This is a genomic window from Pseudomonas sp. 7P_10.2_Bac1 (assembly GCF_025465935.1).
Lineage (GTDB): Bacteria > Pseudomonadota > Gammaproteobacteria > Pseudomonadales > Pseudomonadaceae > Aquipseudomonas.
Map to the genome: position 1 here is coordinate 1 of NZ_JANLNV010000059.1, position 23995 is coordinate 23995.

At 55.5% G+C, this 23995-nt stretch carries 24 protein-coding genes, 1 pseudogene and 1 riboswitch; of the genes and pseudogenes, 9 read left to right on the plus strand and 16 right to left on the minus strand.

From position 1 onward, the window contains the following. Positions 1 to 175: 175 nt before the first annotated feature. On the minus strand, positions 176 to 553 hold the full coding sequence (locus NTD86_RS11210) for a plasmid mobilization protein (protein ID WP_262202290.1): 378 nt from the start codon (positions 551 to 553) through the stop codon (positions 176 to 178). 996 nt (positions 554 to 1549) lie between these two features. Here NTD86_RS11210 and NTD86_RS11215 point away from each other — a divergent pair. Then, positions 1550 to 2167 (plus strand): hypothetical protein, encoded by a 618-nt coding sequence (locus NTD86_RS11215; RefSeq protein WP_262202291.1) that lies wholly within the window; start codon positions 1550 to 1552, stop codon positions 2165 to 2167. 274 nt (positions 2168 to 2441) lie between these two features. Here the strand turns inward: NTD86_RS11215 and trfA are convergent, their stop codons facing one another. Further along, complete coding sequence (trfA, locus tag NTD86_RS11220) at positions 2442 to 3269, minus strand: plasmid replication initiator TrfA (RefSeq protein WP_262202292.1); 828 nt, start codon at positions 3267 to 3269, stop codon at positions 2442 to 2444. Positions 3270 to 3861: 592 nt separating this feature from the next. Between trfA and NTD86_RS11225 the strand changes: the two genes are divergently transcribed. After that, positions 3862 to 5682 carry an AAA family ATPase gene (locus NTD86_RS11225; RefSeq protein ID WP_262202293.1) on the plus strand — a complete coding sequence of 607 codons (1821 nt, stop codon included), beginning with the start codon at positions 3862 to 3864 and terminating at the stop codon, positions 5680 to 5682. Between the two features lie 238 nt (positions 5683 to 5920). On the opposite strand, the pseudogene NTD86_RS11230 reads toward NTD86_RS11225, so the two are convergent. The 3 genes and pseudogenes from NTD86_RS11230 to NTD86_RS11240 form a co-directional block, all read right to left on the minus strand. Next, positions 5921 to 5986: pseudogene (locus NTD86_RS11230) on the minus strand (MBL fold metallo-hydrolase); the annotation flags it as partial. 29 nt (positions 5987 to 6015) lie between these two features. Further along, positions 6016 to 7782: a DUF1302 domain-containing protein gene (locus tag NTD86_RS11235; RefSeq protein ID WP_262202294.1), complete on the minus strand. Its 1767-nt coding sequence runs from the start codon at positions 7780 to 7782 to the stop codon at positions 6016 to 6018. A 168-nt stretch (positions 7783 to 7950) separates the two neighbouring features. Then, positions 7951 to 8580: a LysE family translocator gene (locus tag NTD86_RS11240; protein WP_262202295.1), complete on the minus strand. Its 630-nt coding sequence runs from the start codon at positions 8578 to 8580 to the stop codon at positions 7951 to 7953. A gap of 80 nt (positions 8581 to 8660) precedes the next feature. On the opposite strand from NTD86_RS11240, the gene NTD86_RS11245 reads away from it, so the two are divergent. The 3 genes from NTD86_RS11245 to NTD86_RS11255 all read left to right on the plus strand — a co-directional run bounded on the left by NTD86_RS11245 (position 8661) and on the right by NTD86_RS11255 (position 11503). Further along, positions 8661 to 9626 carry a 2-hydroxyacid dehydrogenase gene (locus NTD86_RS11245; protein WP_262202296.1) on the plus strand — a complete coding sequence of 322 codons (966 nt, stop codon included), beginning with the start codon at positions 8661 to 8663 and terminating at the stop codon, positions 9624 to 9626. 31 nt (positions 9627 to 9657) lie between these two features. Then, the gene (locus NTD86_RS11250) at positions 9658 to 10656 is read left to right on the plus strand and encodes a class I SAM-dependent methyltransferase (protein ID WP_262202297.1); all 999 of its coding nucleotides are present in this window, start codon (positions 9658 to 9660) and stop codon (positions 10654 to 10656) included. A gap of 50 nt (positions 10657 to 10706) precedes the next feature. Beyond that, a riboswitch (yybP-ykoY riboswitch) is annotated at positions 10707 to 10826 on the plus strand. A gap of 92 nt (positions 10827 to 10918) precedes the next feature. Then, positions 10919 to 11503, plus strand: coding sequence for a TMEM165/GDT1 family protein (locus tag NTD86_RS11255; RefSeq protein ID WP_262202719.1), 585 nt, complete (start codon positions 10919 to 10921; stop codon positions 11501 to 11503). A gap of 96 nt (positions 11504 to 11599) precedes the next feature. On the opposite strand, the gene NTD86_RS11260 is transcribed toward NTD86_RS11255, so the two are convergent. From NTD86_RS11260 to NTD86_RS11275, 4 genes are read right to left on the minus strand one after another with little or no spacing between them, the layout of a single operon-like run. Continuing rightward, on the minus strand, positions 11600 to 12421 hold the full coding sequence (locus tag NTD86_RS11260; RefSeq protein ID WP_262202298.1) for a M48 family metallopeptidase: 822 nt from the start codon (positions 12419 to 12421) through the stop codon (positions 11600 to 11602). A gap of 47 nt (positions 12422 to 12468) precedes the next feature. Further along, positions 12469 to 13095, minus strand: a complete 627-nt coding sequence (locus NTD86_RS11265) for an SOS response-associated peptidase (RefSeq protein ID WP_262202299.1) — start codon at positions 13093 to 13095, stop codon at positions 12469 to 12471. 44 nt (positions 13096 to 13139) lie between these two features. Then, a complete protein-coding gene (locus NTD86_RS11270) occupies positions 13140 to 13400 on the minus strand; it encodes a putative signal transducing protein (protein ID WP_262202300.1) in 261 nt (86 codons plus the stop codon). Positions 13401 to 13412: 12 nt separating this feature from the next. Then, a complete protein-coding gene (locus tag NTD86_RS11275) occupies positions 13413 to 13595 on the minus strand; it encodes a CPXCG motif-containing cysteine-rich protein (protein ID WP_262202301.1) in 183 nt (60 codons plus the stop codon). A gap of 103 nt (positions 13596 to 13698) precedes the next feature. Here NTD86_RS11275 and NTD86_RS11280 point away from each other — a divergent pair, with 103 nt between their 5' ends. Both NTD86_RS11280 and NTD86_RS11285 read left to right on the plus strand, forming a co-directional pair. Further along, positions 13699 to 14865, plus strand: a complete 1167-nt coding sequence (locus NTD86_RS11280; protein ID WP_262202302.1) for a 1-acyl-sn-glycerol-3-phosphate acyltransferase — start codon at positions 13699 to 13701, stop codon at positions 14863 to 14865. Positions 14866 to 15018: 153 nt separating this feature from the next. Continuing rightward, positions 15019 to 15225, plus strand: coding sequence for a hypothetical protein (locus NTD86_RS11285; protein WP_262202303.1), 207 nt, complete (start codon positions 15019 to 15021; stop codon positions 15223 to 15225). 60 nt (positions 15226 to 15285) lie between these two features. Here NTD86_RS11285 and NTD86_RS11290 read toward each other — a convergent pair whose 3' ends face one another. Further along, on the minus strand, positions 15286 to 15870 hold the full coding sequence (locus tag NTD86_RS11290) for a YajG family lipoprotein (protein ID WP_262202304.1): 585 nt from the start codon (positions 15868 to 15870) through the stop codon (positions 15286 to 15288). 158 nt (positions 15871 to 16028) lie between these two features. Here NTD86_RS11290 and NTD86_RS11295 point away from each other — a divergent pair, with 158 nt between their 5' ends. Beyond that, positions 16029 to 16262 (plus strand): hypothetical protein, encoded by a 234-nt coding sequence (locus NTD86_RS11295; RefSeq protein WP_262202305.1) that lies wholly within the window; start codon positions 16029 to 16031, stop codon positions 16260 to 16262. A gap of 706 nt (positions 16263 to 16968) precedes the next feature. Beyond that, positions 16969 to 18477: a malate dehydrogenase (quinone) gene (gene mqo, locus NTD86_RS11300; protein ID WP_262202306.1), complete on the plus strand. Its 1509-nt coding sequence runs from the start codon at positions 16969 to 16971 to the stop codon at positions 18475 to 18477. Positions 18478 to 18560: 83 nt separating this feature from the next. On the opposite strand, the gene NTD86_RS11305 is transcribed toward mqo, so the two are convergent. From NTD86_RS11305 to NTD86_RS11330, 6 genes are all read right to left on the minus strand, one after another. Further along, positions 18561 to 19013 (minus strand): hypothetical protein, encoded by a 453-nt coding sequence (locus tag NTD86_RS11305; protein WP_262202307.1) that lies wholly within the window; start codon positions 19011 to 19013, stop codon positions 18561 to 18563. A 299-nt stretch (positions 19014 to 19312) separates the two neighbouring features. Further along, a complete protein-coding gene (locus tag NTD86_RS11310; RefSeq protein WP_262202308.1) occupies positions 19313 to 19600 on the minus strand; it encodes a PA4642 family protein in 288 nt (95 codons plus the stop codon). 51 nt (positions 19601 to 19651) lie between these two features. After that, entirely contained in the window at positions 19652 to 20146 is a 495-nt protein-coding gene (locus NTD86_RS11315) for a hypothetical protein (protein WP_262202309.1), read from the minus strand. Between the two features lie 88 nt (positions 20147 to 20234). Continuing rightward, positions 20235 to 21950 carry an ABC transporter ATP-binding protein/permease gene (locus NTD86_RS11320; protein ID WP_262202310.1) on the minus strand — a complete coding sequence of 572 codons (1716 nt, stop codon included), beginning with the start codon at positions 21948 to 21950 and terminating at the stop codon, positions 20235 to 20237. 133 nt (positions 21951 to 22083) lie between these two features. Continuing rightward, positions 22084 to 22644, minus strand: coding sequence for a response regulator transcription factor (locus tag NTD86_RS11325; RefSeq protein WP_262202311.1), 561 nt, complete (start codon positions 22642 to 22644; stop codon positions 22084 to 22086). After that, entirely contained in the window at positions 22637 to 23899 is a 1263-nt protein-coding gene (locus tag NTD86_RS11330) for an ATP-binding protein (protein ID WP_262202312.1), read from the minus strand. The genes NTD86_RS11325 and NTD86_RS11330 overlap by 8 nt, the downstream gene beginning before the upstream one ends. Positions 23900 to 23995 lie beyond the last annotated feature (96 nt).

Genomic DNA, 23995 nt, shown 5'->3' on the forward strand with positions numbered 1-23995 from the left:
TATCACTGGGATGAGGTGGTCGTATCCGCGCCCTAGATACGGAGGAACACAATCCGTAAAAAGGACCATGTACAGTCAGAAATCAGCCACAAAGTGCTGGTGAGAAAACGCGCAAAATAATTAATAAGCGCACCAAAAGGAAATACTGCAAAAGGCGCTTCTCACCAGGCCACGCTCATTTCCGCGCATATACAACCTTGCTCATAATCGCCCGAACCTCTCCTTGCAATTCGCGGAATTCCATCATCATCGAGTCAACGTCAACCGCCTTTACACCCTGCCCACGCTTCTCGGCCAACCACAACTTCAGCAAACCAGCGATGCGGCCAAGATCGCCAGTGACCTGCACGAGGTCTTTCACGGCATGAAGATCTAAAACCGAACGGGTTTCGTGGTTGAGGCCCGCCGCCAAAAGATAGGCCGACATTGATAAACCAGCTTGGGTCGCTCGTTCCGCCACTTCAATTTTCTCGTGATCAGTCACCCAGACCTTAACAGGTGGTACTTCCCGTCGAGGTCTGACCATACCGGATTTCTGTACGTCGTCTTTCATGTAACCCCCATCGTCCATCAGCTAACCACACTAGGGACTTTGTTTTTTGATCTGGTCGCGACAGCGATAGTCAGCCTCGCAGAGCAAGAATTCGTTGAGCCAAAGGCGAATAAGGCAGGTGGTGGAGTCCGCAGCTGCGGAGCAGCGTAGGCCTACAACACACATCTTGCCGTCTCTCTCCATGCGTAAAACTGCGCAGTTGCGCGCTTGAATTCTGAAATCGTTATCGCGCATGGTTACGCGCTATTACGTGTTATTACGCTATTATACGCATTCAAACGGCCGATATTATGCGCATCGGTGCGCAACAATGATTACAACTAGATTTGATCGGAATTGTGGAGAGAACACGATGGCAGACACACCGGAAAAAATACGTCGAGGGGTCGGGCGAGTAGCCTTCTTGGCTCGACTCGATGAATTTCGAAAGCTCGTTAACGCAGGGTGGCCAATCACCATAATTTATGAAGATCACGGCTCATCAACTGGATTGAGCTATAGCCAGTTTGTTCGGTACGTTGGAAAGTACCTTCGCACGCCCCCAACGCGAAACGCAGTTGACGAACAACCCCACGTCCAGGCATTGCGCAAAACCTCCCCTGAGATAATCTCCAAGCCGCATGCAACTCCTCTCGAGCAATTAACCGATCCGAAACCCTCAAAGCCCATGAACCCGCCCAAGGGTCGCATAGCCTTCCGGCATGACCCAAGCAGCGGTAATACTCGAGATGACTTGATTTGATGATGGGTTATGAAAAAGGAATCCTTAGTCTGTGACTCGATTATTGAAACGAATCTGTAAAAAATCGGTTTTTACCAAACGTCAAAACGGCCGATTTGAAGCACCCAAACGTCTATTGCAAACCTCTTTTCTTTTGGTGCCCTCCATTAGCTCGCTGCCAGTGCATGGCGAACAAAATATCGAGGTAAAATCAGCTTATGAAATCCACGACCAACGCTGATCTAAGTTGCATTAGGTTACGAACGATTGCATTGATGAATCACTTACGCATAAGTGCAGGAGCGTCATGCCCCTATCAACTCAGCGTTATGATTGACGAGAAAGCCAACAAACTTGGCTGGCCCGACATGACAGAGTCCAAAAGACTCTATAAGTACTTCCAAGGAAACGTGAGAAGGCACCCTACTCAAATACTGAACCTTCTTTCTCAGATTTTTCAAGACGTGGAGAATACCTACTGGAAAGGTCCTAATGATCTGTGGGTTGCGTTGTGGGGTGACATTCCTCTGATATCAATCATTATCAAATCCAGCTCGCAAACCTTGGAGCAATCGACAACCGAGGAGGCGTTGAATAAAGTATTCATGGATTATTTAGTTGATGGCACTTTTTCGCTGCCGTCTACCATTGCAGTATATCGATACTTGGTCATCACGGATCCATACGGCAGATTTGGTGATGGTCACGGCTTCGGCCGAGCATTTTCGATATACAGTCAATTGAAAAAAATCCTCCAAACTGATGACATAAATAAACATCTTTCAGAACTGGGAGTCTATTTAGAGGTCCAGATGGAAATAGACAAGATCGAAAGAGAGCGCATTAATAACAGACCTTACTGGGTTAGCCCCATCGAATGTGGCAGAGTCTAGCCACTTTTCGCTGGAAAGATTACAACAGCTGAGCAAACTATGGAGAGTGAACGCAGCCTCGACGGCACCAAAAGCGTGAGTTTATCCACAGCATCGTAGGGGTAGTAAAAAAGTAGTAAAAAGGTAGAGAGCACTTCGCTCCTATGGACACCACGGTTTACAAGGCCTCCAGCATCAGGGGAGGAATGCAACCCCGATAAAGCGGAATGCAACCCCGACCGACCGGAATACAACCCCGACGCAGGCGGAATGCAACCCCGATAATTCACGAGGGTTAAAGGCGCGTCCACACTGCTTGTTCCATCCCTTTCGTACTTAGCTCGATTCTTCCGGCCGCAATGACCTCGACGCGTTCCAGCTCCTGCATCGCAACACCTAATGAAACCCTGAACTTGCGCATTGGACTGTAATACTGGAAGTGGTCCTTCAACCATACGAGCTGGAAGCGCTGCACAGACTCACTCGAAGTAGCGACGAGACGCTGCAATGCCTTGGCCATATCTTGACCTTTACGAATACGCAGCCGCTTCTCCCAATCGATTAACGCATATTCGCGATTGCTGTAAAGATAACGCCACCTTGGATCGATACGGACGGTGTAGCTCTCTCGCTCTGGATCGTACATAAACTTATCAATCAGGTGGAGAGACTCTGCTCTGCCTACCTCGAGCTTCGGTCTACCGTCCTTCGTCACCTCGACAATTAACATGGCGAAGCTCAGTGCCTTCATCGTTCTGTGCAACCACTGATACTCATAATTCCCGGTTTGCCTGCCTATCGCTCGCAGCAGGCGAGCACGATTGACTGGCACGGCATCACCTAGCGGAGCTTTGATCGCTTCGTGCATCAACTGCATCCAAACATCGGCCTGGGCCTCATCTAGCTGTTCACCCCAATATGTGAGGACAGCGTCCTTTCGGCTGGCTAAGACAGTTTCCTTGTGCATTTTCTTGCCTCCACGAGCCACGGGGGCGAACAAGCTGGAGCGGGCAATGTGATTCGGCATTGCACGACTGAATTCACTTAGGCCAGGCAGAAACAAGGGGGTAGGTGATAGCGCTACAGAAGGCCTTGGTGGGGCGGATTTTCGTAATTGTTCCACCCGGTCAGAAAGAGAACCCCGGGATCTCATTTTGCCGAGCGGCGTTGCTGAGCGATTTGCGCGGTTTTAGTAGGACGCCCTGGCCGAGCGCGATGATGCTCGGCACCAGGCGTTGCAAACTCACTACCGACAACATGCTCTGCCAGCCATTCCTCCACGTCCTCCAATCGCCATAGCAACCGTTTAGTCCCGGGCAGGCGGCAGATTGGCGGTAGAGCCTGAGGATTACGAGTAGCGTCGCTACGGATGCTTGCGACGGATTTTTGTAAACACGCAGAAAGCTGATCGACAGTGAGTAAGGCTTGCATAGATTGGCACTCGTATGACCTGAGCAGGTTAGTGCTCATGGCTGCAGGGGTTTGCGAATGCCATCAGATTTAAGCAATGCCTCGTCATGCTCACGGTAAGGTTTTAAGAGAATCTGTACCGGTACTTTTCTCGCGAAGCGGATTTTAGAGCCTATGAAAATGCAACGTAGAGGTAGCTCCCTGCTACCATAATTAGAGTTGTCAACGCTGATCTGTAACTTTCAAATCTATGGTAGATACGCCAAATCACACCCAAAAGAAACTCACCACAAGGGAAGTATGTAATGAGACTTAAGGAATTAGTTATTTGCAATTTCCGCGGCTACAAGGATCGCACAAGCATTTCTTTTGAAGACGGCCTTACAGCAATTACAGGACGCAACGATGCCGGAAAATCTACAATTCTTGAAGCGCTGGAAATTTTCTTCAATAATAAAAATGTGAAAATTGATATTGGCGATAAGAATGTAAAAACAGAAACCACAGACATCGAGATAACTTGTATATTCGACGAACTGCCAACCGAATTAATTGTCGACGAAAACTACCCCACAAGTTTCAAAAAAGAGTACTTGGTAAATTCCAGCGGTGAAATTGAAATCAGGAAACTCTACAAAATACAAAAGACTGTTAGCGGTCCTTCTGTACACTTAAAATGCCTTCACCCTTCGGCTGAGAAACTGAACAACCTACACAACTCGAAGCTAGGAGATCTGAAACAACTCGGACAAGAACTTGGCATTCAAGATCGGGTAGCAGATAAAAGGGTAGCTTCTCTTTGGAGAGAAGCACTGTGGGGCAGCGTTGAAAATTTGCTGCTCCAGGATCAATACTTGGACGTGAGCTCTTTGGAAAAGGAATCCAAAGCCATTTACAAGAAAATAGAAGCAGAACTTCCTACATTCGCACTATTTAAATCCGATCGGGAAAGCAACGATGCCGATCCAGAAGCGAAAAACCCTATGCAAGTTGCAGTAGATCAGGCAAAAAGAGCTCTGCAAGCTGAAATTGATGCCTTACAAGATAAAATAGAAAAATCGGTCCTAGAGGTAGCTGAAAGAACCAAAGAAAAGCTTCGCGAAATGGACCCGGCCCTAGCTTCTGAATTACACCCTAGATTTAAAGAAAAACCAAAATGGACATTTAGCTTTACACTGGATGGCGAAGATGGCGTACCTATAAACAAGCGTGGCAGTGGTGTCAGACGATTAATTTTGCTTAACTTTTTCCGTGCCGAGGCGGAAAAAGTTAAAGCTGAGAACAGTTCACCAAGAGTGATCTATGCCATTGAGGAGCCGGAAACCTCGCAACATCCTAGTTATCAAATTATGCTTATCGAAGCACTAATTTCGCTTTCATGCCGACCTGACTGTCAAATAATAATAACTACACACGTACCCGCACTAGCAGGCCTATTACCGCTGGACTCAATACGCTTCATTGAAAAAGACAACACAGGAAATCCCTGTATACAATTCGGCGGAGATGATGTTTTAGAGAAAGTTGCGCAAAGCCTCGGAGTACTACCAGAAAGGGAAATAGCAGCATCAAAGGCAGTGATATTAGTCGAAGGTCATAGTGACGTAACCTTCCTTAACCATGCAGCAACTGCACTTAAGAACAATGGGGATATTGAGAAGACTCTTCACGAATTAGGCATCGCGTGTATCCCGATAGGAGGCTGCGGAAACCTCAAGCATTGGGTTTCAAAAAAACTCATAGAGCAGTTAGATCTGAATTGGGGGATATTAATCGACTCAGATGTCGGTGATGTAATGCAACACACCAGAAACATTGAAAATATTGCAAAGCTCAAGGAGGAAGGAAGAATTGCTTTCTCAACTAGAAAACGAGAGCCAGAGAATTATTTAGATCCTCAGCTTTTTATTGATTCTCACCAAACCAATATTGCGTACACAGACACCTGTGACGCAAAAAAAATCATCGCCACCGCGCTAACAATACGAAAAGACGATGTACTGGAACGATTCTGGCCTCGCATGACTGCCGACCAGGTAAAGGCGCGCTCTACATACAATGAAAATGGAGTAGACGTTATTGAAATCAAAGAGATTTTGAATGCTTTTGCATCGTTGACTCAGTAATCCAATACCAACCGCTACGTCTCAAGGCTACGTTTATCGCCCACACAAACGTAGCCTCGAGCTAGCTAGCCTTTGCTCGATCAGTCGCAATGCATGGCACAAATCCGGCACACCAGAAAAGCAAAGTACTGCTGAATTCCGCAACACACTGCACTAACCTGCAACCACACAACTATATGATTTTAATGGGAAAAAAGTAATTTCCATGATAATTCAACCACTTACGGCGCCGCTCATTTGTGCAGTTGCACTGCAAAGGGCCGACGGGGAAGGTTTCGCGGATGAGGCGAGGTTGTGTGCTCATGGTTCAGGTTTCCAGATCTGTTAGACCTCTTAAAACTTCAGCCCCACGCTTAGCGCCACGAAGTCGCGGTCGCTGAGGGTGTTGTAGCGTCCACCAAAGAAGTTGGTGTACGACAGGCTGCTCAAGTAGGTGTTTTCGTATTCGGCATCAAGGCCCAGGCTGATCGCCTTGCGGCCTTGGTTGAAAGTATTGTCCGGGCCCGGCGAGTAGCCGCTGACGTCATGGGACCAAGCCAGATTGGGCTTCAGGTCCAGGCCGGGCAGGACTTTGTTGTAGTCCCACACCGCACGGGCGCGATAGCCCCAGGCATTGGCCGTGGTAAAGCCGTCATGGCCATCAGTACCAAACACTGGATCGCGCCCATAACGCGCGTCGGCACTGCCTTCCAGCCCGGCGGTGTGGATCACGCCGACTTCGCCTATCAGGGTCAGCCGATCAGCGCCCATGGCATTGTCGAAAAAATGCTTCAGTGACGTCTGGAACTGAGTGATCTCTTTGCGCCGATAGCCCTGCAAATCATCCCCCGGCGACACACTCAGCGGGGATGCATCGGCCAAACCGGGCAACAAGGTCACGTTGGCGAACAGCAAGTCGTTGCTGTTGAGTTGCACCGGCGCGTTGGGCCGGTAGCTCAACTCGCCTTTCCAGACCGTACCTGTGGATAACGTGGTATTGAAGCTCAGCCCGAACAGGCGGATGTCTTGTGGGTAATCGATGTAGTAACTGGAGTTGCCCGCCACGATCATCGGCGCCAGGTTGCCAGCCCCGGAGGCCATGTTGTAGGCCGATTGCGAGGCCGCGCGACCACTGAGGATCGGATCACGGCTGTGGTAGTTCATGAAGAACGCACCAAAATCGGTGTCCAGCGGCTCAAACACGTAGTGCAAGGCCACACCAAACTGCCCACTGTTGCGTGCTTTTCGGTCAGACGCCCGACGCACCAACACGCCTTCACCGTTCACATCCACACCTGCCGACGTCAGCGCCGCCAGGTCAGCAACGTCCAGCGCAGAGCGTTTGTTCATCACCCGGTAATTGCCGCTGCAACCGTCGGCGATAACGTCAGATTGCGAAAAGAATGTCCCGCAGTTATCGGCCTCGGACTGTTCCCAATCAAGTTGGTAAAAGGCCTGGGCAGACAGGTTGTCGGTCAGGTTTTGCGACACGTAGAACAGATTGACCGGAACCAGGCCGTCCTTGAATTCAGCACCCGGGCGTCGATAAGCAGAAACGTCCGTGGGGTTGATCGCATTGATCCCACCACCGATGAACTCCGCTTCCCCCCAACTGACCACTTGCTTGCCGACACGCACCATCCCAGGCTGATCGCCGATGGCGTAGTTGTGGTAGACGTAGGCGTCCAGTAACTGCGTGCCCGCCGACTGGGCCGACGCCCTGCGGCCACTGTTACTGATGGGTTTGAAGGGGCGGCTGTCGTCTTGCAGTTCGAAGTCGTACCAGTACTTGCCGCGCACGTAGAGACCGCTGTCGCCGTACTTCAACTCCAGGCCGTGGATACCGGTGAAAATTTTCGAAAAGGTTTCTCCGCGCTTGAAGTTCAAACGGCCATCATCGGAAATTTCGGATTGACCTGTACCGCCGTTATTGGCGCCGATCAGCTTGTGGTCGGCCTTGGCGGTGGACCAACTGGCGCCAATGGCCAGTTCGGAGTCCAACTGGCCTTCAACTTCGCCAATGTTAAAGCTCACGCCCCAAGCGGGCCCGGCGAGCACCGAGGCGAGACTGACTGCCAAGGGCAGTTTGGCTCGGCACCAGAACCGGCTGACTGAGGGCATTGATACTTCTCCGTGCGCACGCTGCAATAAGCCCGCAAGGATGAAGGAAAACCAGAATTTGACAAGATTATCTACGCACCAAACCTCTGCTGGAGCGAGTTTGCCTCGCGATCTTTTGAGTGTTGAAAAGATCGCGAGGCCAGCTCGCTCCTGCAGATGGCAATGCGGTCAATGCATCTCGGTGAAGGCCAGTTTCACGCCCAGCGCCACCAACACCGCGCCCATGGTGCGATCAAACCAGTGGCCCATGCGGGCAAAGCCGGTGCGCACACGCTGATGGCTGAACAGCATTGCTACCATGCAGAACCAGACGCCGGTTGCGATCGCGAGGTACACGCCATAGCCCGCCTGGATCGCCAGCGGAGTGTGCGGGTTGATCACAACAGTGAACAACGACAGGAAAAACAGCGTCGCCTTGGGATTCAGGCCGTTAGTCACGAAACCCGACGTAAAGGCGCCACGCGCCGTGCGTTCACCCACCGGCAAGGCTGCCGAGACAGCGGCCGGATCGGCAGGCTTGGCGCGCAGTGCCTTGATCCCGATGTACAGCAGGTACGCCGCCGCCAGCCATTTGAGCGCGTTAAACAGCACAATCGACTGCGACACAATGATCCCGATACCCAGCAACGAGTAGCCTACGTGCAGGAAAATCGCCGAACCTACGCCAAACGCGGTAAAAATACCGGCGCGGCGACCATGGGTCACGCTTTCACGCACCACCACCGCAAAATCCGGCCCCGGGCTGGCCACGGCCAACAAGTGAATCAAAGCGACAGTCAAAAATTCTGTCCAGTACATGCACGGCTCCATTACAAATTGTTTCTTCTGTTAGGCTCGACACCTTACGCCTTCACTCGACAGCACAAAAGGTACAGTTGATGACGAATACTCACCGCGCAGTCTTCCTTGATCACCCAACCCTGGACCTGGGCGATCTCGATCTCAGCCCGTTACGCAACACGTTCGGCGAGCTGCAGTTGTACTCGGACACCACGCCAGACAACATCATCGAACGCTTGCAGGGCGCCCGCGTCGTCATCAGCAACAAAATCCTGCTCAACGCCGCCACCCTCGCCGCCTGCCCCGATCTCAAGCTGATCCTGGTCGCCGCCACCGGCACCAACAACGTGGACCTGCAAGCCGCCCGTGAGCACGGCATCACCGTTGCCAACTGCCAGGGTTACGGCACCCCTTCCGTCGCGCAACATACCCTCGGCCTGCTGCTGGCACTGGCGACACGACTGGTCGACTACAACAAAGCCGTGGCTGACGGCCAATGGCAGCAGGCCAAGCAGTTTTGCCTGCTGGATTTCCCGATTGTCGAACTGGAAGGCAAGACCCTTGGCCTGTTTGGCCATGGCGAATTAGGCAGTGCAGTGGCCAAACTGGCCGAAGCCTTTGGCATGAGGGTGTTGATCGGGCAGATTCCCGGCCGCCCGGCGCGCGCCGACCGCCTGACCGTGGACGAACTGCTGCCCCAGGTCGACGCCCTGACCTTTCACTGCCCGCTCAATGAACACACCCGCAACTTTATCGGTGCCCGCGAACTGGCCCTGCTCAAACCTGGCGCGTTTGTGGTGAATACCGCGCGCGGCGGCATGATTGATGAACAAGCGCTGGCCGACGCCTTGCGCAGCGGTCATTTGGGCGGCGCGGCTACCGATGTACTGAGCGTCGAACCGCCACGCGACGGTAACCCGCTGCTGGCTGCCGACATTCCGCGCCTGATCATCACCCCGCACAGCGCCTGGGGTAGCCGCGAGGCGCGGCAAAGAATCGTCGGCCAACTCACCGAAAATGCCCAGGCATTCTTCAACGGTACAGCGCTACGAGTCGTCAGTTGATAAACTGCGCCCCTTTTTTGAGGAGCAGATTATGGATCCGCGCAGTGAAGTACTGCTTCGTCAGCCTGACTACTTTCAAGGCTCGGTACTGTTAGTCGGTTTGCCGGCTGACGACTTGCTTGGTCAATTGCCGAACGCGCACGGCTGGTGCTGGCACGCGGGCGATCAGGCTGCACTCGACGCCCGCTTTGCCGGGCGTGTGGCGTTTGGCGTCGAAGTCCCGGCCCAGGCCTTCGACACCGCCGTGGTGTTCTTGCCCAAATCCAAGGAACTGAGCGACTACGTACTCAAGGCCGTGGCCGCTCGCCTGCCCGATGCCGACGTGTTTCTGGTTGGCGAGAAAAAAGGCGGTATCGAAGGCGCATCCAAGCAGCTCACTGCGTTCGGCAAGCCGCGCAAGCTCGACAGCGCCCGGCATTGCCAGCTGTGGCAAGTCACCGTAGAGAACACTCCGCCAGCCCCGGTGCTGGAACAACTGGCGCAGCACTATGAGCTGGAGCTGCCCGACGGTCCGCTGAGCGTCGTCAGCCTGCCGGGAGTCTTCAGCCACGGTCGCCTGGATCGCGGCAGTGCCTTGCTGCTTGAACATTTGGACAAGCTGCCCAGCGGTCACTTGCTGGATTTCGGCTGCGGGGCTGGCGTTCTGGGAGCTGCCATTAAACGCCGTTACCCGCATAACAACGTCACGCTGCTCGATGTCGATGCATTCGCCACTGCCAGCAGCCGTCTGACCTTAGCTGCCAACGGTCTGGAAGCCGAGGTTATTACGGGTGACGGAATCGACGCCGCCCCGATGGGTTTAAACACCATTCTGAGCAACCCACCGTTCCATGTCGGCGTCCATACGGATTATCACGCCACCGAAAACTTGCTGAGAAAATCGATCAAACATCTGAAAACAGGCGGCGAACTTCGTCTTGTCGCCAACAGCTTCCTGCGCTACCAACCGCTGATCGAAGAGCAATTCGGGCACTGCACGGTCAAGGCTGAAGGACAGGGTTTCCGGATCTACAGCGCCAAGCGTCGCTGACATTTTTTAAAAAACAGGGCTTGCCGGATCGGATTTGCCTAGGCAGAATCCGCTCCGTCCTAGGGGAGTAGTCTCCCACGAGCAATCTGCTCGTCCGGCATGCGTCAACATACTTGGTCAACAGACCATGGCGCATGCGACCCAGGCGTCCGCACAGACGGACCGGGGTTTGACAAGACCTATGACACGAACACCTGACCCGGGGCGGGGAGGTTGTACGTGTCATAGCCGTGTCGACCCGCCCCTGGAAACCTACCTGATGATGCTCGACTCCTTACTCGTTCCGACCGCAATCGTTGCTCTGGCCGAAATCGGCGACAAGACGCAACTGCTCGCACTAATCCTCGCCGCGCGTTTTCGCAAACCCTGGCCCATCATTGCCGGCATCATCGTCGCGACCCTCGCCAACCATGCCGCAGCCGGTGCTGTAGGCGCCTGGTTCAGTACGTTCTTCACGGATGTGATGTTGCACTGGATCCTCGCCGCGAGCTTTACCGCCACCGCATTGTGGACGCTGGTGCCCGACAAGATGGACGACGACGAAGCCAGTACGACGCGCAAATACGGTCCGTTCATTACCACGCTGATCACCTTTTTCATTGCCGAAATCGGCGACAAGACCCAGGTGGCGACCGTCATGCTGGCCGCGCAGTATCCGGATTTGTGGCTGGTGATTATCGGCACCACCCTGGGCATGCTGATTGCCAACGTACCGGTGGTATTGGCGGGTAACTTTGCGGCAGACAAACTGCCCCTGACCCTGATTCGCCGCCTGGCAGCGACCGCGTTCTTCGTATTGGCCATTGTGGCCGTGTACAACGCCATGGTGACCAGCGGCTGGGTGTAAAACCCAACCCAACCCTCTCCCAGAGGGAGAGGGAGCTGATTTGTGGCGTTTCGCAGATCGGCTTTTGCCGTTAGGGCCAGGGTGCGGGCAAGACCGTTATTGAGTTTTAGGCGCCTGTTGATAAAGCGGCATCACTTTGGGAATTGCCGCCTCCAGCGAGGCGATCCGGCTACTGGAGGCCGGGTGGGTGCTCATGAATTCAGGCGGCGAGTTCTGCGACGCCTGGCCCATTTTCTGCCACAGGGTGATCGCCGCATTCGGGTTGTAACCCGCACGCGCCGCCAACTCCAGGCCAATCAGGTCGGCTTCGTTTTCATTGCTGCGGCTGTTTGGCAGCGTGAGGCTGTAATTGACCACCGTATCGGCCAATTGCATGCTGTCCTGCCCCAACCCCAACAAGGCGCCAGCGCCCTGCTTGGCAATCTCGATGCCGTACGCCTTGGACATGGACTCGCGGCCATGCTCGCGCAAAGCGTGGGCAATTTCATGCCCCATGACCGCAGCAATTTCGTCATCGCTCAGGTTGAGCTGTTCGATGATCCCACTGTAGAAAATGATCTTGCCGCCAGGACCACAGTTGGCATTGAGTTCGTCACTCTTGATCAGATTGACCTCCCAGTTCCATTGCGCGGCATCCGGGCGGAACGCCGGCGCCTGAGCGATCAGGCGATTGGCAATGGCCTGCAGGCGCTTGGCGTTGGTACTGGTCTTGTCCAGCACCCCCTTGGCGTTGGCTGTGCTGACGGTTTCCTGGTAGGACTGTGCATACATTTGGTCAACCTGCTGGCTCGACAGCATGCTGAACATGTACTGCTTGCGCTCAACCCCCACTGCTCCACCCTGAGTGGTGTTCACCGCCTGACAGCCACTGAGCAACACCCCGGCGCCCAGTGCGCACATTACCGCTAACTTACCCATCGAGGCTCTCCATAAAGATGGTCTATAAAGGTGGCGCGCATCGTATATCAACCCGGTGTCAGGCACTCGGGTGCATTGAGTTTGGGATCATTGACCAGATTGGCCAAAGGTCGTTCACGCAACGCCGTTTGCGGGCTGGCTAGCAAGGCCTGCAACACAGGCAACGGTGTCTCGGGATCGAGCCAGGCTTGCTGCCCGGCGTCGTCGAGGATCAGCGGACGACGCTGCGTGGCCGCCGCCTGAGTCACCACCGCAGTGCTCAACCAGACATGCCCTTCGACCGGATAGGCTTCCCAGATTCCGGCAAAAAACAACGAAGAGCCCACGCCCGGGGTCAACCAGAAGGGTCGCTTGCGCACATTGCCGCGCCACTCATAAAAGCCGTTGGCGGGGATCAGGCAACGGCGCTGACGAAAGGCTTCGCGGAACATCGGCTGCTCGGCCAGGGTTTCGGCACGGGCGTGAGCAGGCGTGCGCGACAGGTCGGTCATCCAGGCCGGTGTCAGCCCCCAGCGCGCCCGCGCCAGCTCTCGCTGCCCCGGCTCAAGAGCAGTGCGCATGATCAAGACCGAGTCGTTGGGGGAGATGTTCCATTGGGCCTGCTGGTCCGCCGGAAACCCAGGCAAGGCTGCAAAGGCAGGGCTCCAACGAAACAAGGCAAAACGTCCACACATGGGGCTGTACAACTCTTTTATAAAGAAACAGTGAAAAAGGCTGCTCAGCAGTCCAGTACACCAGGGAAGCTCTCAGGCTCGTCATCCGCCAGCGGCGAGGCGCCATTGTACGCATCGATCAACTCACGCGCCTGCAACGCCTGATCATTGGCCACAGCCAATCCCAGCAACCCCAGTGCGGGTAACTCGCCCATGCCGCCCACCAGATCACTCCCCTGCAGGCTTGCAACTATTCCTTCACTGGCAAGCATGACCACCAAGAGTTCAGCCTCCATCAAGTTTTCCGGCTCGTAGATTCGCTGCATCGCGCTTACCTGCTACTCATTTTCGCTGTGGACGTCGAGCATCCATTCATGACCATCTGTCTGGAGCGTGAAAACAATAGGCCGGCAACACACCGCGCAATCTTCAATGTATTGTTGATCGCCCCCCGACAGGTCGAGAACGGCTTCGTTCGGCTCGCCACAATAAGGGCAATCATAGTGTTCCGTTTCAAGCATCGCGGTCTCCAGAGTGACTTGTGCGTATAATCGCCGGTCTATTAGCAGGGCCTTATTTTGTCCTGCCCTGCGTACTAACCCTAGCCGTTTCCAACAAGAGAACATGATGGGCGAATTCGATACCATCCGACCTTACAGTGACACTGAAGTCCCGGCTGTTCTGGCCCGGCTACTCAGTGACAAGGCTTTTCTAGATATCCTGACTCACTTTCGCTTTCCACGCCTGGCGGGGGCATTCGGCTGGCTGTTAAAACCCCTTATAGCGCATCGCCTGCGCAAAGAGTTCGCGAACGTCACGTCCGTCGCAACCCTGCAGGACAAGGTCGAAGTGTACGTCGACCGCACCATCGAGCATGCCACAGATGGCGTGACCTATACCGGCGTCGAGCATTTGAAGTCCGGTACCGCTTATCTGTTCCTGGCCAACCACCGCGACATCGTGATGGATCCGGCCTTCGTCAACTACGCCGTGTACCACGCAGGCTTGCCGACCCCGCGCATTGCGATTGGCGACAACCTGCTGCAAAAGCCCTTTGTCAGCGACCTGATGCGCCTGAACAAGAGCTTCATCGTGCACCGTTCGATCACCGGTCGCCGCGAAAAACTGGCGGCTTATCAGTTGCTGTCGGCGTATATCAACCATTCGATTCGTAACGACGGCCAGTCCATCTGGATCGCCCAAGCCGAAGGTCGCGCCAAAGACGGCGATGACCGTACAGACTCGGCGATCCTGAAGATGTTCCACATGAGCCGTAAAGACGAGCCCTTCGCCGAGGTCATTCAATCACTGAACCTGACCCCGGTGTCGATCAGCTACGAATACGACCCGTGCGACCAGGCCAAGGCCCGCGAGCTGTACATTCGTGCAACGACGGGCACCTACAGCAAAGCTGCGGGCGAAGACGACACCAGCATTGCCAACGGCATCACCGGCTACAAAGGTCGCGTACACGTGAACTTTGCGGCGCCGCTGACTGAAGCGTTCGAGGACAGCAAGCTGCTGGCCACCGAAGTGGATCGTCATATCCTCACAGGCTACCGCCTGTTCCCGGCGCACTACCTGGCGTATGCGCAGTGGAACGATGCCGACCCGCAATTGCAGGTTCCGACCGCTGCCGAAGTCTTCCCAGCCGAAGAACTGGCCAAGGCCCAGCAAGAATGGCAACGCCGCCTGGACGCCTGCCCTGCCGAGCATCGCCCGTATCTGGTGCAGCAATACGCAATGCCGGTGCGCAACCAGTACCGCGTCAAGGCCGGCTTGGCGCTGTAGGAGCGAGCTTGCCTCGCGATCTTTTGATCTTCAAAGGATCGCAAGGCACGCCAGCCCCTGGCAAAAATGCCGACCAGCCTAAATTGCCATGTCACCGTTTCGTCATGAAGAGAGGCCACTCTATGGCCCCTCGACACGGACACGGAGCTTGTCATGCTGCACGCTGAAAACCAGGACCGCCTCTACCTGATCGCCCCGAGTGATGAACAACAGGCGCTCATCGAAAGTTTTTCCTTCAATGTCCAGGACCGCCACTGGCTGGTCTATTGCGCCCTGAGCGGCCACACCCATGCCGATTTGCCTGAATTGGACCTGCTCACAGGCATCAGCCGCCTCGAGCTTTACGCCGAGGCCGCATGAACCGATCCGACACAAAAAAGCCCGAACTCAATCCGTTCGGGCTTTTTTATTGTTCAATGATTACTCGCCGAGCAAACGGCCGACCGACGGATCTTCAAACACGCGAGTCAGGGCATCGCTCAACACATCGCTGACCAGCTTGGTGTTGGTTTCCTGATTCGGCGCCATGCCGAAACGCTGATCCAGCGAAGCGCTGTAACGACCACTGTAGCTGCGGCCGCCATTGCGCACGTCAGAGCGGAAGGCCGCACCGATAGTCGCTTCAGTCACGTACATGGTGTCTTTAGGCGACTGATACTTGAGTTCAGACAAGGTAACGGTCAATTGCGGGGCATTCATGCCGTTGGCCGTCGGGGTATAGCCCAGCAGACGCACAGCCGCTTCGGCCTGGGCTTGCAGCTTGGGGATCACATCGGCGCTGCTGACGCTGATGGAACTGGTCTCAGGGTACATACCACCGCGAGTCCCCAGGGTTGGCGAAGGACGACCATCCACTACGCGCACCACCACAGGCTGGCCACGACCGACCGGCGCGATCTGCTTGGTCAGCTTGGGCTGCGGATTGAGTTGTTGCGGGCTGTGGGCGCAGCCGACCAGAGTCAAACTGGTCACAGTGATCAAACCGAACAACAGGCGTTGCAACATGCTCATCTCTCCAGGACTGGATAAAACCGGTCGCCAGTATAGCGGTGCTGCGCCCGCAGGAACTAGCGGCTTGCTGTCACCGCCTTGTCATGGCCGATACATCGACATGTCACGACCCGCGCGTATTGTTTGCCCTACTGACTCAACAGGTGCTTCCCATGAACACGTCATGGTCGTTATTTTCGTTTCTCAAACCCCATCGCTGCTACGCACGGCTGGACTCAATGGGCCGCTGCCAGGCTTTCAAACAGTGCAAACAACCACCGGTCGGCGAGAATTGGGTCGAAATCGAAGAAATTCGCCTCAACTGGTTGCACCAAGTACTACCTGCCAGTGCCCGTATCCCTACGCGCGCGTCCCGTTCAGCGGTGCTACCCCTGTTGGGCCTTTGATACATGCACCAATAAAAGTCATTTAACAGGATCAATTGCCTACGTTTCTTCGCTACAATCTCCCCCCGATTATAAGGACGTCTCCTGATCGGGCCTCGCAGCATCGCTAATGTGCTTTTATTAGCTCCTTCGCACCGCCCACAGAGAGCCGCCCACACAGATCATGTGAAGCTGGCAAGCTTGCTGTTTACAACTCCAACCTTCGCCTTTGCACGATCTGCCAGAGCTGCCATGTTGCTCGGTGACTGTGTTGCATACGCGCAGATACCGGTAGCGGTAGCCCTTTTTTGAGGTTCACGTCTTCAAGAGAGCGTGAAAAAAAACGGGTTTTCACAACTTCACAAGAGTGTGGCGAGCAAATGAAAAGTTTTGCGTCTGAATATGCACCATTAGCGTCTGCAACAACCTCACCCGGCAGGATCCTGATCGGCTCCAGAGCACGAGACTGAGAGCCTGTCCGCTTACGGATTTGGTCGCACAAACGGACGTTCTTGACCTTAAGTCGAATTGCCTGCCGAGCACTGAAATGCGTTCATATGAACCTTGAAGGGCCGGTTGGTGGCGTCCGCTGAAGCTGCAAGAAATTGCGATGAATCGGACATGGCGATCCTTGTCATGAGTGACCAAAGCCCTTATCTGAAAAAGGCTCTGGTACACCTGGCAGCTATGCCGTCAATTAGGTGCCGTAGATTTTGGAGACGCGTTAATGGCGCATAACGAAGCAGTCGACGTAGTACTGGTTGGAGCGGGCATCATGAGTGCCACCTTGGCCGTGCTGCTCAAAGAGCTCGACCCTGGTATTACGCTGGAAGTTGTTGAGCAGATGGATTCGGGTGCTGCAGAGAGTTCCAACCCGTGGAACAACGCAGGCACCGGCCACGCCGGCTTGTGCGAATTGAACTACACGCCGCAAGCGGCGGATGGTTCGATCGACATCAAGAAAGCCGTGCACATCAATGCCCAGTTCGAAGTGTCTAAACAGTTCTGGGCCCACCTGGCCCAACAAGGGACCTTCGGTTCGTGCAAATCCTTCATTAGCCCAGTGCCTCATCTGAGCTATGTCGAAGGCGATAAAGGCGTTGCCTATCTGAAAAAACGCTTTGAAGTGCTGAGCAAGCACCATGCGTTTGCCGACATGGAATACACCGAAGACAAAGCCAAAATGACCGAGTGGATGCCGCTGATGATGCCGGGCCGCCCAGCGGACCAGGTCATTTCCGCCACCCGCGTCCAGCACGGTACTGACGTCAACTTCGGCGCCTTGACCAAGCAATTGCTCAAGCACCTGGCCAGCGCTCAAGGCACGCAAATCAAGTACAGCAAAAAAGTCACTGGGCTCAAGCGCAATGGCAACGGCTGGACTGTCAGTATCAAAGACATCAACAGCGGTAGCACCCGCAACGTCGATGCCAAATTCGTGTTCCTGGGTGCTGGTGGCGCGGCATTACCATTGCTGCAAGCCTCGGGCATCGAAGAAAGCAAAGGCTACGGCGGCTTCCCGGTTAGCGGCCAGTGGCTGCGTTGCGACAACCCGGAAGTGGTCAAGCACCACCAGGCCAAGGTGTACAGCCAGGCGGCCGTGGGCTCCCCGCCGATGTCGGTTCCGCACCTGGACACCCGTGTGGTTGACGGCAAAAAGTCGCTGCTGTTCGGACCTTATGCCGGCTTCACCACCAAGTTCCTCAAGCACGGTTCGTTCCTTGACCTGCCAATGTCGATCCGCCTGGGCAACATCGGCCCGATGCTGGCTGTGGCCCGCGACAACATGGACCTGACCAAGTACTTGATCAGCGAAGTGCGCCAGTCGATGGAAGAGCGTCTGCAATCCCTGCGTCGCTTCTACCCACAGGCCAAAGCTGAAGACTGGCGCCTGGAAGTCGCTGGTCAACGGGTTCAGATCATCAAGAAAGATCCGAAAAAAGGCGGCGTGTTGCAGTTCGGTACCGAACTGGTAGCCGCCAAAGATGGTTCGCTGGCCGCCCTGCTGGGTGCTTCCCCAGGTGCCTCGGTGACTGTTTCGATCATGCTGGAACTGATCGAGCGTTGCTTTGCACAAAAAGCCACCGGCGAATGGGCTGGCCGCCTCAAGGAAATTTTCCCGGCACGGGAAAAGGCCCTGGAGACAGACGCCGAGCTGTATCGCGAAATCAGCACCCGTAGCTCCGAGCTGCTGGAACTGGTTGAGCCTAAAAAAGCTGACACCAGCCTCGCGTAATACTGCGATCGCGCAGTAATCGCAACGAAAAGCCCCTGCCCATTCGGTCAGGGGCTTTTTTTTTGCCTGCATCCCGACAGCCTTTACCCCATCGTGAACAGCACCCGCGTGCCGCCATTGCGTATAAATTCATCATCGTCCGGCACGGCAATCAGCTCTGCCGCACACGTGGCTGCAACCGCCCCCGTTGATTTGGCCTGAGCCCAGCGATTGAGATTTGCCGCACCCGGCGTGAGGTGGCCAAAACCGAAGTGGCAGGCCTGCTCGCCCTGACGGTAGGTAAATGCCTCTGCGCCTCTGGCGACGGGCAGGTAATACATCAGTTCCTGGCTCGACTTGGGTGCAACTACAAAGTCATACCCGGCGTTGTCCGGGTCTTCCAGCCATGAGAAATCATCTCCTGGCGTAATGGCATGGGCGCTGGCATTAAACACCTCTACCTCCAGCACCTCATCGGCCGCCAAGGCATCCGAGCCCAAAGCGACCAGCCCTACTCCAAAGACTAGTGTTTTTATCACGTCGTTAAGGCGATTCATGGTTCGATTCCCTTCAAGTTTAAAGACAGCCCAAAGTCCTTTTCGGCCCTCTTGAGTATTGTTCGCCCACGCAAAAACACCCCGTCGCAAAAAGCGCGGGTTATGTAAGAAGTGTCTGGATCAGGGCTTAGACGAATGGCAACGGCCACTCAGGGTTCTGGCCTTAAGCGGTGGGGCCGCCGCGAAAGGCCATTCCTGGCCATGTCGCGGCTAACCTACGCTCGGCCAGCGTGGGTTTAACGAGGCCTCTTGGATCTAGATCAAAAGATCGCGAGGCAAGCGCGCTCCTACAGGCGGGATCAGCCGCGCGCTGCATTGATGAGTTCGATGTACTCGGCAGCATTGCGCTGGTCTTTGATGATCTCGACAAAGGTCTGGCCGTGCTCATCCTTGCCATCCAGATCGTAACCGGCCTCCTTGAAGAAGGTCAGGAAACGTTCAAAATCGTCGATACGTAACCCACGATAACCTTTGATCAATTTGTGCAGCGAAGGTGAAGTCGCATCCGCAGGCTCGAAGTCCAGGAACAACTTGATCTGCTCATCGCCAATTTCATCACCAATCAACTGCTTCTTATCTTTACGCATGTCCGACTCCAGCCTGCTGATACTTCACGAGGCCCGCAGTTTACCCAAGGCTCAACGCGCACGCACGCTGGCGGTGTGCAAGTCAGCCCAAATATGGCCATTGGCATAGGTCAGGAACTGACAATAGACGGTGTCGTTGCGCAGCAAGTCCATCACCACGCGGTATTGGGACACTGGATAAGACAGCATCAGGGTTTTGCTCTCGCTGTCGAAGACCGGCTTTTTCAGGCTCTTGCTTTCTCCGTCAAACGAAATAAGCACTTCACGCACGGTCGCACCCGGGCTCGCCGGTTTGCCCTTTAAACGCACCAGCAACGGCGCCGTGACCGGTATCGGCTGTTGGTTGGATTGGCGCTGATTGCCCACTACCACCGAATACGAGGTCACTTGCATCAACTGCTGCTGTTCCGGCTTTTCGGTACGCAGCTGCAAGTCATCAGCAGGCAAATACTGCGCGTGTGCAGGCGCAGAAACCGCAGGCGCTGCGGCCAGCGGCAAACTGAACACCAACAAAATAGGGGCTACACAGCGAAATAAGCGGTTCATGACCAGCTCCGAAAGGCGAGGCAAGCACTCTAGCACGCGGACGTAACAGGACATGACCGGATATCTCCACGCCCCGCCTTTTCACTGGCTATACGGCCTGCAGTTGCCCCGACCCAATACGCACATGCCTTGGGTGGAAGCGCGCCAGGCTGCTGCGATGCCCCACGCTGACAATACTCAGGCCCGGCAGTTGATCGATAAGTGCCTGATACAACAGCGTCTCATCCTCTTCGTCCATAGCTGACGTTGCCTCATCCAAATACAGCCACTGCGGGCGATACAGCAGCGCACGGGCGAAGGCCAGTCGCTGTTGCTCACCGCCCGACAACACACGTTGCCAGTGATTGGTCTCGTCAAGCTTGGGGATCAGATGCTCCAGACGGCAAGTGCGCAGCACTTCTTCATAGCGCTCAGGCGGGTAGGTGTCGCCGGTCTGTGGATAACTCAGCGCGTCACGCAAGGTGCCAATCGGCAGATATGGTTTTTGCGGCAAAAACAACGAACGCCCTTGGGGCAGACGAATAGACCCGCCGCCTTGTGGCCACAGCCCGCCCATGGCGCGCAACAACGTGCTTTTGCCGCTGCCGGAGCGACCGCTGAGCATTAACCGGTCGCCAGGTGCCACGTTCAAGCTTGCCTTCTGCAGCAGAGACCGACCATCAGCCAGCGCCAAGCTCAGGCCATCGACGTTTAACGCCTCACCCTGGGTCTGCACATCAATCGCAGGTGAGCGCTGTTCGTTGTCGGTCATGGCCTGACGGAAACTCAGCAAGCGGTCGCAGGTCGCGCGCCAGGTCGCCAAGGTCACGTAGGCGTCGATGAACCAACTGAAGTTATCTTGCACGTTGCCGAAGGCCGAGTTGATTTGCATCAGCTCACCCAGCTCGATCTTGCCCGCGAAGTAGCGTGGGGCCGCCACGATGAAGGGAAAAATAATCGCAATTTGTGAGTAACCGGACGTAAAAAATGTCAGGCGCTTGGTCACCTTCATTTGCGTCCAAAAGTTGTGCCAGACCTTGCCAAAGCGTGCACTCAGCCGTTCATGCTCATTGGCTTCACCGTTGTACAGCGCGATGCTCTCAGCGTTTTCACGCACCCGTACCATCGAAAAACGCAGGTCCGCTTCGTAGCGTTGCTGCTTGTTGCTCAGACCAATCAGGCGACGACCAATCAAGTGCGCCAACCAGCTGCCGACGGCGGCATACAGCAGCGCGCACCAGAACATGTAGCCCGGGAGAGTAATGCCGAACACCTCGATGCTGCCCGACACGCCCCACAAAATAATCGAGAACGAGACCAGGCTGACCACGTTGCGGATCAAGCCCAGGCCCAGGGACAGCGTACTGTCGGTAAAGGAATTGAGGTCTTCGCTGATACGTTGGTCAGGGTTATCGGTGTAGCCACCCTGCTCCAACTGGTAGTAGTTCTTATGGGCAAGCCAGCGCGCGAAGTGTTTTTCGGTCAGCCAGCGCCGCCAGCGGATGGTCAGCATCTGGGTCAAGTAAAGCCGGTACACAGCCCCGGTAATGCCCACGGCGGCAATAATCCCGAAATAACCGATCAGGTGCCAGAAGGCCGCACTGTCCTTGTTTTCCAGTGCGTTGTAGAAGTCTTTGTACCAATGGTTGATCCACACCGAAATGCCGACGCTGAGCAGCGACAAGGCAATCACCGAGATCAATAGCAGCCAAGCCCTGGCGCGCTCCTCACTGCGCCAGTAAGGCGTTATCAGCCTCCAGACGCGAGGAATAAAATCTCCACGCACAGCATCATTTACGACAGAAGGCTCAGCATTCTGATTCATCGTTAAGGCTCGGTAGGAGTAAAGAACAACCTGCAAGCCGGTCAGGGCGACCGGCGTGATAGCACGTTGTAAAACAGACTAGGGCTTGTCGCTGTCAGCTTGCAAGTTGCAAAGAAACTGCGACAGCTTCTGTTCAGCGTCGGACTGGACGCTTCTGCAATTTGCGCTGCAAGGTGCGTCGATGCATGCCCAGCGCACGGGCAGTTGCGGAGATATTGCCTTCATGTTCGCCCAACACGCGCTGAATGTGCTCCCATTGCAGGCGGTCTACAGACATGGGGTTGTCTGGCACCAGCGAGTCGAGATCGGCGTGCTGGCTCAGCAGGGCCGCCATTACGTCATCGGCATCGGCCGGCTTGCACAGGTAGTTGCAGGCGCCGCGCTTGATCGCCTCAACTGCCGTGGCAATGCTCGAGTAACCGGTGAGGATCACCACGCGCATTTCCGGATCGAGCTCCAGCAACTTGGGCAGCAGTACCAGGCCCGAGTCACCTTCCATCTTCAAGTCCAGCGTGGCGAAATCAGGCATGTCCTGCTGAGCCAGCACCAACCCTTCTTCCGCTGAGCCTGCCGTGCTGACGCGAAATCCGCGTCGGGCCATGGCGCGGGCCATGACGCGGGTAAACGTGGCGTCGTCATCCACCAGCAACAAATGTGGAAGCTCTTCGCTTTCGACCTGAATGTCTTCACTCATTTTCGTTTCCTCGGGAGGCACGTGGCAGGCGCAGCTCGGTGAGCGTGCCGCCATCCTCATGACTGTAGAGTTTTACCGAGCCGCCTGCGCGTGTCACGCTGGCCTTGCTCAAGAATAGGCCCAGGCCGAAGCCCTTGCCTTTGGTTGTAAAAAACGGCTTGCCGATTTGTTCGGCTATGGCCAACGGTACACCTGCACCGTGGTCACGAATACTGATGGTCAAATCCAGCGCATCCCAGTCCACCGTCACTTCCAGCCCTTCCGGGCAGGCATCGGCGGCGTTGTTGAGCAAGTTGAGCAACGCCTGGGTGAGGTCTGGCGGTGGTGCCAGACGCGGCACCGGCGCGTGCCCCAGGCACTGAAAACGATAGGTCGCCTCAGGACGCATCAGATGCCAGCGATTCAACGCCTCATCGAGCCATTCAGTCACGTCCTGGGTCTCGATGGCCATACGCCGATTGGCTTCGGCGGCCCTGACCAGTTGCTGCAGGGTTTCCTTGCACAACTTGACCTGATCCTGCAGCACGCTCAAATCGTCCTGCAATTCGGGGTCCAGGTGATCGCGGCGTATTTCCTTGAGCAGTACGCTCATGGTCGACAGCGGCGTGCCCAACTCGTGGGCCGCCCCGGCGGCCTGGGTCGCCACAGCCAGCAATTGCTGGTCGCGCAGGCCCTCTTCACGACGCAAGGCGCGTAACTCTTCCTGGCGGCGCAGCTCTTCGCCCATTCTGGCGGCAAAAAAGGTAATCACCGCCGCCGACAAGGCAAAGCTCAGCCACATCCCGTAGATCTGCAGTTTTTCACGGAAGAACGGCGCCGCTTCCACGGGGTAAAACTGCATCAGCAGCAGCGTGTAAAGCGCCAGCGCAATACCGGTCAAAATCAGCGAGTAGCGCCACGGCAGGGTCACTGCCGCAATGGTCAACGGCACCAGGTAATAAGACACAAAGGGGTTGGCCGAACCCCCGGAGAAATACAGCAAGGCGCTGTGGATAAACAGATCGCAAGCCAGTTGCAGGGCGTATTCCAGCTCAGTGACCGGCCAGGTGGTGCGCAAGCGGATTGCGGTAAACGCACACAACAACGCTGAAAAACCCAGCGTCAGGCAGAGCTGAAACCAGGGCAGCGGCAGTAGATGGAACCCATAGGCGATGCCAACCGAACCTGCCTGTGCGGCCAGCACCAGCATGCGGATAAACGTGAGACGCCAGAGGTTCTGGCGAGTAGCAGACAATAGCTGAACGGGGGCGAGCATGAGCTCTCCTGATGAGTGCTCCAGGCGACCGCACGGAGTATAACCAAGCTGGCGGCCCGACAGGCAAACGTGCGGCAATGGGCCACAGTGTGTTTT

What these genes read in the sequence shown, in the direction of transcription:
- NTD86_RS11210 (WP_262202290.1), bottom strand. Translation starts at nt 553, where the DNA reads ATGAAAGACGACGTACAGAAATCCGGTATGGTCAGACCTCGACGGGAA.
- NTD86_RS11215 (WP_262202291.1), top strand. Translation starts at nt 1,550, where the DNA reads ATGAATCACTTACGCATAAGTGCAGGAGCGTCATGCCCCTATCAACTC.
- NTD86_RS11225 (WP_262202293.1), top strand. Translation starts at nt 3,862, where the DNA reads ATGAGACTTAAGGAATTAGTTATTTGCAATTTCCGCGGCTACAAGGAT.
- NTD86_RS11235 (WP_262202294.1), bottom strand. Translation starts at nt 7,782, where the DNA reads ATGCCCTCAGTCAGCCGGTTCTGGTGCCGAGCCAAACTGCCCTTGGCA.
- NTD86_RS11240 (WP_262202295.1), bottom strand. Translation starts at nt 8,580, where the DNA reads ATGTACTGGACAGAATTTTTGACTGTCGCTTTGATTCACTTGTTGGCC.
- NTD86_RS11245 (WP_262202296.1), top strand. Translation starts at nt 8,661, where the DNA reads ATGACGAATACTCACCGCGCAGTCTTCCTTGATCACCCAACCCTGGAC.
- NTD86_RS11250 (WP_262202297.1), top strand. Translation starts at nt 9,658, where the DNA reads ATGGATCCGCGCAGTGAAGTACTGCTTCGTCAGCCTGACTACTTTCAA.
- NTD86_RS11255 (WP_262202719.1), top strand. Translation starts at nt 10,919, where the DNA reads ATGCTCGACTCCTTACTCGTTCCGACCGCAATCGTTGCTCTGGCCGAA.
- NTD86_RS11260 (WP_262202298.1), bottom strand. Translation starts at nt 12,421, where the DNA reads ATGGGTAAGTTAGCGGTAATGTGCGCACTGGGCGCCGGGGTGTTGCTC.
- NTD86_RS11265 (WP_262202299.1), bottom strand. Translation starts at nt 13,095, where the DNA reads ATGTGTGGACGTTTTGCCTTGTTTCGTTGGAGCCCTGCCTTTGCAGCC.
- NTD86_RS11270 (WP_262202300.1), bottom strand. Translation starts at nt 13,400, where the DNA reads ATGCAGCGAATCTACGAGCCGGAAAACTTGATGGAGGCTGAACTCTTG.
- NTD86_RS11275 (WP_262202301.1), bottom strand. Translation starts at nt 13,595, where the DNA reads ATGCTTGAAACGGAACACTATGATTGCCCTTATTGTGGCGAGCCGAAC.
- NTD86_RS11280 (WP_262202302.1), top strand. Translation starts at nt 13,699, where the DNA reads ATGATGGGCGAATTCGATACCATCCGACCTTACAGTGACACTGAAGTC.
- NTD86_RS11285 (WP_262202303.1), top strand. Translation starts at nt 15,019, where the DNA reads ATGCTGCACGCTGAAAACCAGGACCGCCTCTACCTGATCGCCCCGAGT.
- NTD86_RS11290 (WP_262202304.1), bottom strand. Translation starts at nt 15,870, where the DNA reads ATGTTGCAACGCCTGTTGTTCGGTTTGATCACTGTGACCAGTTTGACT.
- NTD86_RS11295 (WP_262202305.1), top strand. Translation starts at nt 16,029, where the DNA reads ATGAACACGTCATGGTCGTTATTTTCGTTTCTCAAACCCCATCGCTGC.
- mqo (WP_262202306.1), top strand. Translation starts at nt 16,969, where the DNA reads ATGGCGCATAACGAAGCAGTCGACGTAGTACTGGTTGGAGCGGGCATC.
- NTD86_RS11305 (WP_262202307.1), bottom strand. Translation starts at nt 19,013, where the DNA reads ATGAATCGCCTTAACGACGTGATAAAAACACTAGTCTTTGGAGTAGGG.
- NTD86_RS11310 (WP_262202308.1), bottom strand. Translation starts at nt 19,600, where the DNA reads ATGCGTAAAGATAAGAAGCAGTTGATTGGTGATGAAATTGGCGATGAG.
- NTD86_RS11315 (WP_262202309.1), bottom strand. Translation starts at nt 20,146, where the DNA reads ATGAACCGCTTATTTCGCTGTGTAGCCCCTATTTTGTTGGTGTTCAGT.
- NTD86_RS11320 (WP_262202310.1), bottom strand. Translation starts at nt 21,950, where the DNA reads ATGAATCAGAATGCTGAGCCTTCTGTCGTAAATGATGCTGTGCGTGGA.
- NTD86_RS11325 (WP_262202311.1), bottom strand. Translation starts at nt 22,644, where the DNA reads ATGAGTGAAGACATTCAGGTCGAAAGCGAAGAGCTTCCACATTTGTTG.
- NTD86_RS11330 (WP_262202312.1), bottom strand. Translation starts at nt 23,899, where the DNA reads ATGCTCGCCCCCGTTCAGCTATTGTCTGCTACTCGCCAGAACCTCTGG.